At 48.3% G+C, this 12,655-nt stretch carries 13 protein-coding genes and 1 other annotated feature; of the genes, 9 read left to right on the forward strand and 4 right to left on the reverse strand.

The annotated features are described in order from the left end of the window. Positions 1-52: 52 nt before the first annotated feature. Together VSQ62_RS05180 and murC are read right to left on the reverse strand one after the other, a co-directional pair. Positions 53-1,063, reverse strand: a complete 1,011-nt coding sequence (locus tag VSQ62_RS05180; RefSeq protein WP_334633561.1) for a DnaD domain protein — start codon at positions 1,061-1,063, stop codon at positions 53-55. 138 nt (positions 1,064-1,201) lie between these two features. Then, the gene (gene murC, locus VSQ62_RS05185; protein ID WP_334633563.1) at positions 1,202-2,581 is read right to left on the reverse strand and encodes a UDP-N-acetylmuramate--L-alanine ligase; all 1,380 of its coding nucleotides are present in this window, start codon (positions 2,579-2,581) and stop codon (positions 1,202-1,204) included. Positions 2,582-2,791: 210 nt separating this feature from the next. On the opposite strand from murC, the gene VSQ62_RS05190 reads away from it, so the two are divergent. The 3 genes from VSQ62_RS05190 (at position 2,792) to spoVG (ending at position 5,581) form a co-directional block, all read left to right on the forward strand. Next, positions 2,792-4,066 carry a glucose-1-phosphate adenylyltransferase gene (locus VSQ62_RS05190; protein ID WP_334633564.1) on the forward strand — a complete coding sequence of 425 codons (1,275 nt, stop codon included), beginning with the start codon at positions 2,792-2,794 and terminating at the stop codon, positions 4,064-4,066. Next, positions 4,063-5,181, forward strand: a complete 1,119-nt coding sequence (glgD, locus tag VSQ62_RS05195) for a glucose-1-phosphate adenylyltransferase subunit GlgD (protein WP_334633565.1) — start codon at positions 4,063-4,065, stop codon at positions 5,179-5,181. Before VSQ62_RS05190 ends, glgD begins: the two co-directional genes overlap by 4 nt. Positions 5,182-5,311: 130 nt before the next feature. Further along, positions 5,312-5,581 carry a septation regulator SpoVG gene (gene spoVG / locus VSQ62_RS05200; protein WP_334633566.1) on the forward strand — a complete coding sequence of 90 codons (270 nt, stop codon included), beginning with the start codon at positions 5,312-5,314 and terminating at the stop codon, positions 5,579-5,581. A 31-nt stretch (positions 5,582-5,612) separates the two neighbouring features. On the opposite strand, the gene VSQ62_RS05205 is transcribed toward spoVG, so the two are convergent. Continuing rightward, complete coding sequence (locus VSQ62_RS05205) at positions 5,613-6,374, reverse strand: RluA family pseudouridine synthase (RefSeq protein WP_334633567.1); 762 nt, start codon at positions 6,372-6,374, stop codon at positions 5,613-5,615. A gap of 101 nt (positions 6,375-6,475) precedes the next feature. Here VSQ62_RS05205 and VSQ62_RS05210 point away from each other — a divergent pair, with 101 nt between their 5' ends. From VSQ62_RS05210 to VSQ62_RS05230, 5 genes are all read left to right on the forward strand, one after another. Then, positions 6,476-7,462, forward strand: a complete 987-nt coding sequence (locus VSQ62_RS05210; RefSeq protein ID WP_334633568.1) for a calcium/sodium antiporter — start codon at positions 6,476-6,478, stop codon at positions 7,460-7,462. A gap of 85 nt (positions 7,463-7,547) precedes the next feature. Next, positions 7,548-7,759 (forward strand) — a binding site (T-box leader). Between the two features lie 176 nt (positions 7,760-7,935). Continuing rightward, a complete protein-coding gene (gene proS / locus VSQ62_RS05215) occupies positions 7,936-9,375 on the forward strand; it encodes a proline--tRNA ligase (RefSeq protein ID WP_334633570.1) in 1,440 nt (479 codons plus the stop codon). Positions 9,376-9,517: 142 nt separating this feature from the next. Then, complete coding sequence (locus VSQ62_RS05220; protein ID WP_334633572.1) at positions 9,518-10,042, forward strand: spore maturation protein; 525 nt, start codon at positions 9,518-9,520, stop codon at positions 10,040-10,042. A 43-nt stretch (positions 10,043-10,085) separates the two neighbouring features. Further along, on the forward strand, positions 10,086-10,235 hold the full coding sequence (locus VSQ62_RS05225; protein ID WP_350339909.1) for a type II toxin-antitoxin system HicA family toxin: 150 nt from the start codon (positions 10,086-10,088) through the stop codon (positions 10,233-10,235). A 28-nt stretch (positions 10,236-10,263) separates the two neighbouring features. Next, a complete protein-coding gene (locus VSQ62_RS05230) occupies positions 10,264-10,674 on the forward strand; it encodes a type II toxin-antitoxin system HicB family antitoxin (protein WP_334633575.1) in 411 nt (136 codons plus the stop codon). A gap of 89 nt (positions 10,675-10,763) precedes the next feature. Here the strand turns inward: VSQ62_RS05230 and VSQ62_RS05235 are convergent, their stop codons facing one another. Then, positions 10,764-11,573 (reverse strand): hypothetical protein, encoded by an 810-nt coding sequence (locus VSQ62_RS05235; RefSeq protein ID WP_334633576.1) that lies wholly within the window; start codon positions 11,571-11,573, stop codon positions 10,764-10,766. A 182-nt stretch (positions 11,574-11,755) separates the two neighbouring features. Between VSQ62_RS05235 and VSQ62_RS05240 the strand changes: the two genes are divergently transcribed. Further along, positions 11,756-12,616: an AraC family transcriptional regulator gene (locus VSQ62_RS05240; RefSeq protein WP_334633579.1), complete on the forward strand. Its 861-nt coding sequence runs from the start codon at positions 11,756-11,758 to the stop codon at positions 12,614-12,616. Positions 12,617-12,655: the final 39 nt, after the last annotated feature.

Consider the following 12,655-nt stretch of genomic DNA (forward strand, 5'->3'; position numbering starts at 1 on the left):
CGGAAATCTCTCCTTGCAGGTAATGTATTGGGTACAGTATGCAGCCCGTTAGTTACTGTTGGACCAAACGCCGCTCCAGGGAATCCATGTCGTAAGACCGTCCGGTAAAATTGTTGAACTTGTTGGCCTTGGCGTCGGCTGCCGGCTTGACGGCAGGCTTCTTGCGGCGTTCCTTCTCCTTCTGGAAATCAGCGTCCAGGCTGTCAATGTCCTTGCGGCAGCGGACCTGCTTGTCCGCCCAGTTCTTAAGGATCGTATCGGTATATTCGAAATTCGGCTGGTGAATGGTATTCATCGTCCGGTTGCAGGCTTCTAAGATGATATCCAGAGAAAATCCGTACTCGTCATTCCACTTCTTAATGTAGGCGGTCTCGGCAGCAGCCGGAGCCCGGCCCTTGATACCGTAGGCGTTCAGTATGGAATAGCAGTTCTTGTTGTACAGAACGGCGCTCGCCTTGGCGGCAGATACCGTGGTGAGCTTCTGTTCGCTCCAGGACAGGGCAACCTTCTGGATATAGTGCATGCTCTTGTGACCGTTCTCGACACAATATTCGATCAGATATTCGATCAGCTCGGCCGACATATGGAGCGTATCGTAGAAGTAAGTGATCGTATCAATATCTACAGACGAGAGTGTCTTGCCTAGGTACTGCTCCGCAACAAAGAGCAGCTCCTTGAATTCCTTGCGTTCCCGGTACTGTTGGATATTCGGTACGGAAGCCGGCGGCGTGTCAGTGTCAGGAAGAGCATCGGAGGACGCAGAGACTGACGGCGTGTGAGATGGAGCCGGCGGCTCGTCCGTCTCGGACTGCTCATGGTAATCCACCAGATCCATATTCTTCCAGTATTTTAATGCACGGCGGATATCCTTCTCCGTGCATTCCAGGATATCTGCCATCTCAGAGACTGACAGAATCCCTTCCGTCCTGTTCATGTGACGCAGAAGAAGGAGATATACTTTCACGTATTCGCCGTTCGCCATGGGCATATAACGGTCTATAAATTCATTCTCGAGCACAGTGGTATTGCACTGTGCGTAATTAGTCAGGGTTAATTTCGTCATGATATTTATGCCAAGCCTCCTTTTGCGGTTGGTTCATTCGTAAGAGCTATTATAGCATCAGAAGGCCGGACAAAAAAGTAATTTTTGAGTCAAAATCCATGTTTTTTGTGGATAAAAATCTGTGGAAAATGTGGATAACTAACGCTTCAAAAGCTCTTCCCCAATGTTTACAACGTCTCCGGCGCCCATAGTTATCAACAAGTCCCCGTTCTGGCATCTTTCCACACAGAAATCTTCGATCTCACGGAAGGAAGGATAGTAATATGCATCGCAGCCTTTCGCCCTCAGCGCCTTGGCAAGCTCCTCCGAAGTGATTCCAAGCGTGTCCGTCTCCCTTGCGGCATAGATGTCGGCAAGGATCACATGATCGGTATCCGCCAGGGCGTCGATGAATTCCGGGAAAAGCGCCTTAGTACGGGTGTAGGTATGAGGCTGGAAGACACACCAGAGCTCTCTGTGGGGGTAATTGCGCGCGGCTGCCAGGGAAGCCCTGATCTCTGTCGGGTGATGCGCATAGTCGTCGATGATGGTAACGCCGTCTCTCTCGCCTTTGTATTCAAAACGCCGGTCTGTTCCGCGGAAATCCTTCAAGCCTTCCCTGACCGCAGCGGGAGGAACCGACAGGAGTCCGGCTGCCGCGATCGCCGCCAGCGCATTGGATACATTGTGTTCTCCGCCTACGGAAAGAGAGATCCGATCTATATATTTCCCGTCTTTGGACAGGTCAAAGGAAGCTTCGCCCATCTCATTGTAAGAGATATTCCCGGCGCTGTAACAATAAGAAGGATCATTGCCGTATGTTATGATCCGGCAGCGCAAACCGTCCGTGATCTCGGCAAGATCCGGGATGGCTCCGTTGACGATCAGGGTCCCGTCCTCTGGAAGAAGGGCGGCGAACCGGCGGAAAGAGTTGCGGATGTCGTCAAGATCCTTGAAGAAATCAAGATGGTCCGCGTCAATATTCAGGATGATGCTGATCTTAGGGAAGAAATGCAGGAAGCTGTTGGTGTATTCGCAGGCCTCCGTGACAAATACTTCCGAACCTCCGACCCGGATGTTGCCGCCGATGGCCTTCAGGATGCCGCCAACGGAGATGGTCGGGTCTTTCTTGCCGGCAAGCAGGATATGGGACAGCATGGAAGTTGTCGTCGTCTTGCCGTGGGTGCCGGATACTGCAACAGGAGTAGCGTAATTGGTCATAAGCTGGCCGAGAAGCTCGGCGCGGCTCAGCATAGGAAGTCCCTGACGCTTTGCCTCTTGGTATTCTTCGTTGTCTTCGCGGATCGCTGCCGTGTATATTATGACGTTGATCCCGGATATAATATTAGAAGCTTTCTGCCCGCAGAACACGGCGGCGCCCAGATTCTCCAGATGATGTGTCAGGGCGGACTCTTTGTTGTCGGATCCGGAGACGCGGAATCCTTCCTTCAGCAGGATCTCGGCAAGACCGCTCATGCTGATGCCGCCAATGCCGATAAAGTGTACGTGTACAGGCTGTTGAAAATTAATTTTATACATAAGATACCTTCCTCATAAAAAAATAGCGGTCATAAAAATAATATTCTATTCATATTATTATATACATATATGGTAAAAAAACCAAGTCAAAATTTTTTGTGATATTTTAATAAAATGTTTACAAATTATTCAATTTTTTTGTAAAGATTGTTCACTAAGAGCGAAATATGTGGTATAATGAAAACCAGACTACTGAGAAGGGGTGATGACATGAGGAAAAAAGAGATGATAGCGATGCTGCTTGCAGGAGGCCAGGGGAGCAGATTAGGAGTCCTCACGGCAAAAGTGGCTAAGCCGGCCGTTGCATTCGGAGGCAAATACAGGATAATTGACTTCCCGCTCAGCAATTGCATTAACTCAGGAATTGATACTGTCGGTGTGCTAACGCAATACCAGCCGTTACGACTGAATACACATATTGGAATCGGTATTCCGTGGGATCTGGATCGTAATTTCGGCGGAGTTACGATTCTTCCGCCTTATGAGAAGAGCAGCAACAGTGAATGGTATACGGGTACGGCGAACGCCATATACCAGAACCTTGATTATATGGAGACATTTAATCCGGAGTATGTGCTGATCCTGTCCGGTGACCATATCTATAAGATGGATTATGAGGTGATGCTGGATTATCACAAGGAGAACCATGCAGATGTGACGATCGCGGCTATGCCGGTGCCTAAGGAGGAAGCGAGCAGATTCGGTATCGTGGTGACGGACAATGAGGGCAAGATTTCAGAGTTCCAGGAGAAGCCGCCGGAGCCTAAGAGCAACTTGGCTTCCATGGGGATCTACATTTTCACCTGGAAGGTACTGAAGGAGGCGCTGATCGCGCTGGAGAATGTACCGGGCTGTGATTTCGGGAAGCATATCATACCGTATTGCCATGAGAAGACAGGACGGCTGTTCGCGTATGAGTATAACGGATACTGGAAAGACGTAGGGACATTGGGGTCTTACTGGGAAGCGAATATGGAGCTGATCGATATTATTCCGGAATTCAATCTCTACGAGGAATACTGGAAGATCTATACGAACAGCGGGATCCTTCCGCCGCAGTATATTTCCGGACAGGCTGTGGTTGACAGGAGTATTATCGGCAATGGTTCGGAAGTATACGGAGAGGTGCATAACTGCGTGGTCGGATCAGGCGTAACGATCGAAGAGGGCACGGTGGTCAGGGACTCTATTATTATGAAGGACGTCCGGATCGGGAAGGGCTGTGTGATCGACAAGTCGATTATTGCAGAGAATTGTGTGGTCGGTGACAATGTAACATTCGGGATCGGCAGTGATGTGCCGAATAAGCTTAAGCCGGCGATCTACTCATTCGGCCTTGTAACGGTGGGTGAGAACTCTGTGATTCCGGACGGAGTACAGGTTGGTAAGAATACGGCCATCAGCGGATTGACAGCGAGAGAAGACTATCCAGGCGGTATCCTGGAGAGCGGAGAGACATTGATAAAGGCAGGTGGACGAGTATGAGAGCAGTAGGTATTATTTTAGCAGGCGGCAACAGTCCTAAGATGCGTGAGCTGACTCAGAGGCGGGCGATCGCGGCCATGCCGGTTGCGGGAAGCTACAGGGCGATTGATTTTGCATTGAGCAATATGTCGAATTCACATATCCAGAAGGTGGCGGTCCTGACGCAGTATAATGCCCGTTCACTGAATGAACATCTGAACTCATCCAAATGGTGGGACTTCGGAAGGAAGCAGGGGGGACTCTATGTATTTACCCCGACGATAACGGCAGATAACGGATACTGGTACAGGGGAACGGCAGATGCGATCTGTCAGAATCTGGATTTCCTTAAGAAATGCCATGAACCCTACGTGATCATCACATCCGGGGATGCCGTATATAAGATGGATTACAATAAGGTGCTGGAATATCATATTGAGAAGAAGGCAGACGTGACGGTCGTCTGCAAGAGACGCAACCCGAATGATGATGCCAGCCGCTTTGGAATATTGAAGATGGATGAGACCATGCGCATTGAGGAATTCGAAGAGAAGCCTATGCTGGCGTCTTCGGATATGATATCGACCGGGATCTATATTATCAGAAGGAGACTTCTGATCGATCTGATCGAGCATTGCGCAGAGGAAGAGAGACATGATTTCGTAACGGATATCCTGATCAGATATAAGAAGCTGAAGAGGATGTACGCTTATGAGATAAAAGATTACTGGAGCAACATATCAACGGTAGAGGCTTATTATGAGACGAACATGGATTTCCTTAAGCCGGAAGTGAGGAATTATTTCTTCAAGGAGGACCCGGAAGTTTACTCCAAGGTGAGTGACCTGCCGCCGGCAAAGTATAATCCAGGATCGATCGTAAAGAACAGTCTTGTGGCGAGTGGAAGTATCATTAATGGTACGGTCGAGAATTCTGTTTTATTCAAGAAGACATTCGTCGGGAATAATTGTGTGATCAAGAATTCAGTTATTCTGAATGATGTGTATCTAGGGGATAATACTTACATTGAGAACTGCATCGTTGAAAGCCGCGATACAATCAGAGCGAACACACGGCATGTTGGAGCAAATGGAGTTAAAGTAGTTGTTGAGAAGAACGAGAGATATGCGCTGTAGTGCTGTTTCGAGTGTGCGGACTACTTGGGAGCTGTACAGATTATTTCTGCACAGTTCCTCAATATCTGGTGAGACTTGCGAAAGAATTCTATCGATATGTTAGTGCACGAAAAAGAAAGGGGCAAGTGAAATGCAGATCACAGATGTACGAGTGAGAAAGGTGGCAAAAGAAGGCAAGCTCAAGGCTGTTGTGTCTATTACCATGGATGATGAGTTCGTAGTACATGACATCAAGGTCATCGAAGGTGAGAAAGGTCTTTTTATTGCCATGCCTAGTAAGAAGGCACTGGATGGAGAGTATCGAGATATCGCGCATCCGATCAATTCTGGAACGCGGGAACGTATACAGAGTATTATACTCGAGAGATACGAAGAAGCACTGGAAGAAAACGAAGAGTAAAAGAGAGAGAGGGATTGATCCCTCTCTCTCTTTATATAACGGCATTTTCCAATCGGAATTGCAGCAATTCACGGGTTTGCGGATGACGGAATTCAAGGCGGCAGGCGCACAGGCAGATGTTCTGCCAGAAGGAGCCGTGAGGATTACAGTTGGGGTTATATTTGGTGTCGCCGGCGATAGGGCAGCCCATATGTGATAATTGCACGCGGATCTGGTGGTGACGGCCGGTGTCCAAACGGATCTCAAGTTCCGTATGATCCCCGTGAAGCAGCGGTCTTGGCGTACCGGATTGCGGTCCCAAGATACCGCGATTGGCCGGATCGCCGGACGGCTCCCGAAAATAACGCCTGTCTTCAGGGACAACGCGGTAGCAAAGCCTCGCAAGCCTGGCGCCGGCGGTATCATGGGCGCAGATATAAGACAGGTTCGTCCGGTTATCCTTTGCCATATAATCTTCCAGGGTGTCTGCATCCTTGGGCGGCCGTCCTTCCACAAGCGCCCGGTAGTATTTGCCGAATCCCTGATGCGTAAGCTGGCGGTTCAATTCCCTGGCGGCAAAAGGGGTTTTTGCGAAGACGAGTATGCCCTTCACCGGCTGGTCTAAGCGGTGGATGACAGCCAGATAGGGTTCGCCTTTGTCCGGAGCATTCTGATAAATGTAGTTTTTCAGCAGCTTCACCATATCGGACTTCCCGGCCTGCCGGCTCTGGGTAGCGGTTCCATGAGGCTTGACACATACCAGGATGTGTGCGTCTTCGTATAATATTTCCGGAAATTGGGTGCGTGAGTTCATTGATGTAACTTCTCCTTGACTTTAATTGGAATTGCTCTTATCATTTAAGCATAATCTGTTAAAATATGCAAATAGAAAAAGATAGAATGAGGATTGGGATTATGGATTATATATTGTTGATTCTGGGATTTGTATTGCTGATCAAGGGGGCCGATTATTTTGTAGACGGGAGTTCCAGCGTGGCGCGTATCCTGAAGGTGCCGACGATCATTATCGGGTTGACGGTCGTGGCGTTTGGGACCAGTATGCCGGAGCTGTCGGTCAGTGTCACCGCGGCCCTTAAGGGGGAGAATGATCTTGCGGTGAGTAACGTACTGGGGTCTAATATATTCAATCTGCTGGTTGTCCTGGGCTGCTGTGCGCTTGTGAACCCGGTGCAGGCAAAATGGTCTCTGCTAAAGAAGGAATTTCCGTTCTCGATATTCGTTGCGGTCATATTGCTGCTGCTGAATTCTGATTTTTCTGTCACGAAGGTATTAAGCGGAAGCGGGACATTCGTACTGGGAAGATGGGGCGGTATGTTGTTTTTGATTCTGTTTGGGATGTTCCTCTACGCGACCGTGAGAGAGGCGCTCACATCCAGAGACGGAACGGATGAAGATGAAGGCGAAGCAGGCAAAGACAGAGAGGAATATAAGGTGCTGACTCCGGCAAGAAGTGCGGTATATATCGTGTGCGGTCTTGCGGGGATTGTCTTGGGCGGGGAACTGGTGGTGAACAGCGCCACGGGGATCGCTGTGAGGTTCGGCTTGAGCCAGACATTTATCGGACTTACGATCGTAGCCCTTGGGACGTCGCTGCCAGAGCTGGTGACGTCTATGGTGGCGGCAGGCAAAGGGGAGAACGACCTTGCGGTTGGGAATGTGGTAGGGTCTAATATTTTCAATATTCTGTTGATCCTTGGTGTATCCGCGACGATCACGCCGATCGTACTTGACGTTACGGCGGTATATGATACACTGATCCTGATCGCGGCCAGCCTGATCGTGTACGGGGCGGCGCTTTCCAAGCGGGAGATAAGAAGGAATGAAGGGGCGCTGTTCTTATTGGCGTATCTGACCTTTTTTGTATATATATTGGGAAGGTGATAAAATCTCCTTGACAAATTGCCCATTGTCTATTAGAATTACGTTTAATCGAATAACCCGCCGGCAATGTTAGTTGCGTTAAGCGGGTTTGGCTGTGAAGAGGAATAGTAATTGCAGAAGAGATCCCACAGAGAGAGAGTCCGCGGCTGAGAGATTCTTGGATTGACTTGTGATGAACCTACCTTGGAGCCGCTGTGTGAAAATGCAGCGTTCGTCAGCGTTAATGACGGTTAAGAGAGAACTGCGAAAGGGTCGCAGTTAACTAGGGTGGTACCGCCGAGCTTTTCGGTCCCTTTTGTTGACAGAGGGAGTCGATGGTTTGGTGTTTTTTTATGCCGGAAAAGCGGTCCTGCGTAATATTGAGCAGCAAAGACCGCTCTGCAGCATAGGAAAATGCAGCCGGGAACTTCCGAGCGTGTATATTAGAATCGCGGGGCAGGGGCCCTGACGGAGAAGAAAAGGAGAAGAGAAACATGGCAAAGGAAAAGTTAGTAAAAAATATCACACCTCGTGATAAAAACTTTGCACAGTGGTACACGGATGTTGTGCGTGAGGCTGAACTGTGCGACTATTCAAGTGTAAAAGGATGCCTTAACTATTTACCGAATGGTTATGCGATCTGGGAACTGATCCAGGCGGATCTGGACAGACGTTTTAAAGAGACAGGCGTAGAGAATGTATATCTGCCGTCGTTGATCCCAGAGAGCCTTCTTGAGAAGGAAGCGGACCATGTAGAGGGCTTCGCACCGGAGGTTGCATGGGTAACTCACGGAGGTATGGAGAGATTACAGGAGAGAATGTGCTTCCGTCCTACATCAGAGACGTTGTTCTGTGATCTGTGGGCGAAGTCTGTACGTTCCTACAGAGATCTGCCTAAGGTATGGAATCAGTGGAATTCTGTTCTTCGCTGGGAGAAGACGACAAGACCTTTCTTGCGTTCCAGAGAGTTCCTGTGGCAGGAGGGTCACACGCTTCATGCAACCTATGAAGAGGCAGAGGAGAGGACCATCCAGATGTGGCATGTATATGAGGACTGCTACAGAGAGACGATGGCGATGCCTTTTGTATCAGGAAGGAAAGCGGAGCATGAGAAATTCGCGGGAGCACAGGATACCTATACAATAGAGGCGCTGATGCACGACGGCAAGGCGCTGCAGTCTGCGACCAGCCACTTTTTCGGAAGCGGGTTCCCGGACGCGTTCGACATCAAGTATGTGGATAAGAATAACCAGTTACAGAGTGCTTATGAGACTTCCTGGGGATGGTCCACGAGAAGTATCGGCGGCCTGATCATGGTTCACGGTGATGACGACGGATTGGTACTGCCTCCGCATGTTGCGCCGGTTGAGTGCCGGATCATTCCGATCGCACAGCACAAGGAAGGCGTGCTTGATAAGGCGCACGCGCTGCTGGCGGCGCTTAAGAAGGCGGGCTACAGAGTGAAGATCGACGATTCGGAGAAGAGTCCGGGATGGAAGTTCTCAGAGCAGGAGATCCTTGGAATACCTACCCGTATCGAGATCGGGCCTAAGGAGATCGAGAAGAACCAGGTAGTAGTTGTACGCCGTGACAACCGCGAGAAGATCGTGGTATCCATGGATGAGATCGAGACGAAGCTTCGGGAGATCCTCGAGACGATCCAGCAGGATATGTACGACAGGGCGGATGATTTCCTTCAGAGCCACATCGACACGGCGGTTACGATGGACGAGATGACCGAGAAGTTCAAGGCGAACCGCGGATTCGTGAAGGCTTGCTGGTGCGGTGATCCGGAGTGTGAAGGCGAAGTGAAGTATGTGACGGGCGGCGCGGCGACCAGATGTCTGATCGAGGATGAGGATATGATCTCAGACAAGTGTATCTGGTGTGGGAAACCGGCGAAGCATATGGCTTACTGGGGCAAATCTTACTAAAAATATATGATGATTGTAAAAAAGCTGTTCATAGGTTATGGGCAGCTTTTTTCACGGGCAGCCTGCGGTCCTGACTTATCCGTATAAAACGAGGAGATGGTTCATACAATAAAATAAATGTTAGCAGAAGTTGGGATGCCTTGTGAAATTATTGCTGTATATGACGGATTTTATCGTACCTCTTGTGATCTTCGGAATCGTATGTTATGGGATCATGATGAAGGTGAATGTATATGACACCTTTATTAAGGGGGCGAAAAGCGGGTTTTTTACCGTGATCAAGATCATGCCGACGCTGGTGGGGCTGATGGTGGCTGTGGGAATCCTGCGGGCATCCGGTTTCCTGGATTTCCTGTCGGAGCTGATCGGGGAATTCACGAAATACATAGGTTTCCCGGGAGAACTTGTGCCTCTGACGGTGGTGAAGATGTTCTCATCTTCTGCGGCTACGGGGCTTCTGCTTGATCTGTTCAAGGAGCATGGAACGGATTCCTATATCGGGTTGATCGGGTCGATCAGTATGTCCTGTACGGAGACCATATTCTATACGATGAGTGTCTATTATATGACGGCAAAGGTGACGAAGACAAGGTATACGCTTACGGGGGCGATGCTTGCTACATTTGCCGGGCTAGCGGCGAGCGTGGTTCTGGCGGGGATGTATTAAATTTCTGATTCGTATATTGACAATGCGCATAATGCGCATTATAATGGGGCAAAGATGGTATCAAGTAAAGCAAAAAGGATCACACCATCAGTACAAACATCCGACTATGCCTGGAAAAGTTACAATCCCGGAACATGGAGGGGATTTGAATCCTGATACAGTAAAATCAATTATGAGACAAGCGGGGCTTTAAGCTCATTGCTCAAACGATATTAATGGAGGTGAATATATTGAAATTAATTTATCCGGCAGTATTTAAGCCTTTTACAGATCAAAGCGGTGGATATATGGTGGAATTTCCGGATTTGCCTGGCTGTGTAACAGAGGGAAAAAACTTAGAACAAGCTATTGAAATGGGGATTGACGCAGCTAGCGGTTGGATATTAGGAGAACTTGAAGACGGAGAAAAAATCCCGCATGCTTCAGACTATTCTGAAATAACTGCTGAAAATGGGTGTATGATAAATATGTTATTATTGGACATTGATGCCTATGAGGAAAAATATGGTGAAAAAGCTGTAAGGAAGAACCTTACTATTCCTGCATGGCTGAATACTTTTGCTGAAAAAAATAATATCAATTTCTCTAAACTTTTACAAGACACATTATTCTCAATGGCGCAAGCGAAATAAATATCTCTGCGATAATATACTGAATTGAAAATGCACGTCCAGATTAATAACAATCCGGGCGTGCATAGTTATATTCCAATATTCTATCATCAATGTCTCCATTTTCCCTTATCATGAGGATTCTTCCATATGATTAGAGCAGCGATGATTCCCACAATATAAAGGATACTTATGAGTATCGTCGGATTATCTTTCAACAGATAGGTAACCGCAACGATGGCTGCCAGTGAGATTAGAAGCTGGAATGCCATGAGAAGCCGTTTCTCACGGGTTTCCTTGGCCTGTTGCAGGAATTCAAGCCTGCGCTGTTCAAGGGCAAGATACTCTAAGAGGTCATCGTCATTGATGCGGGAAAGGATCAGCTTATCTCTAGATTCTTCCTCGTGACGGGAACGGAAGAAACGCTTCTTAGGTCTGTCGTCCTCGTCGAAATCAAAAGAATCTTCCCGGTCTTCTCTGTACGAAGAAGTACTGGAAATACGTTTTGGGGCAGCTTCAGACTCCTGTGCTTTGCTCTGTGCCAAAGATTCAGCAGTGGTTTGGGATGAAGCCGCAGATGTCTGGGTCTCTGTTGCCGTCTGAGGCGCTGCCTGGTTCTCTGATGCGGCTTGCTCCGGAATGGTTGTGGCTGTACTCCCGGTGATGGGCTGGGCCGGAACTGCCGATGTCTGAACATCCGGTACCGGAGCCTGTATCACCGGCGGTGCTGCCTGAGCGGGAACAGAAGCCCCGGCATCGGCGGCCGATGGTATAGGATCAGCGGCAGGTTCAACAGCGTTTGTTTTATTCGCAATCGGAACAATCTTGTTATCGCTTATAACCCCTGTATTCTCCCCTGTAGACGTCTCTGCGATATTTCCTGCGGCTTCTCCACTGGTAATATTCAATTCATTAGACACAAATACTCCCTCCTTTTTGTGTTAATATTCTAATGCGTATACCACATTTCCTATATCATAACAATTTTCGACATAAAATTCAAGAAAATTCCAGACAAAAGAAAAACGACAAAAGAAAACAAACAATGACGGGACAGATGAGAGGAACAGGTGTATATTTGGAAGCAAGGAGGTTGGTCATTATGGAATGGGCAGAAGCAATCAGTGAAGCAGTTAGATTTATTGAAAGGCATATCACAGAAGACATTACTCTGTATGATGTGGCGGACAGTGTCAATATGTCTCCTTTTTATTTTCACAAGGGGTTTAGTATGCTGTGCGGATATTCCGTTATGGAATATATAAGAAAGCGCAGAATGGCGCTTGCGGGAGAGGAATTGATTACCAGTGATGTTACGGTCATGGAGCTTGCCATGAAGTATGGATATGATTCTCCGGACAGCTTTACAAGGTCTTTCTCGCGGTTTCATGGGTCAACGCCTCTGGCAGTGCGCAGGAATTATACGATGCTTAAGACCTTCGCACCGCTGAAACTCACAATTGCATTGAAAGGTGGTTATGTTATGGATTACAGAATTACGAAAAAAGAGGCTTTTACGGTATTGGGCGTATCAAAGGAGTTCAGTTATGAGAATGCACAGCAGGCGGTTTCAATGTTTTGGCAGGAGCATTATACCGCGGGGAGATGTGAACATGTACGGGGGATGTTCGGTATCAATATCGACCCGCAGATGGGGAACGAGCAGTTCGAATATCTGATCGCGGATGTTTATCATCCGGCGGCAGAGATCCCCAAAGGGTATACTGTGAGGACCATTCCTGCGTTCACATGGGCGGTCTTTCCATGTAAGGGCTCACTCCCGGAGTCCATGCAGGATGTAAATGTCAAGATATTTTCCGAGTGGCTTCCGGCACTGCAGGATTATGAATTTGCTGCGGGATACTGTGTTGAGATGTATGACGCGCCGGACAAGTATCCGAAGGGAACAAGTGACGAGAATTACTATACAGAGATATGGATTCCTGTCAGGAAGAAAATGTAGTGACAATGTACGTCTCTTTCGTAGTGATTATGCAATGTA

The organism is Sporofaciens sp. JLR.KK001 (genome assembly GCF_036941055.1).
Taxonomy (GTDB): Bacteria; Bacillota; Clostridia; order Lachnospirales; family Lachnospiraceae; genus Sporofaciens.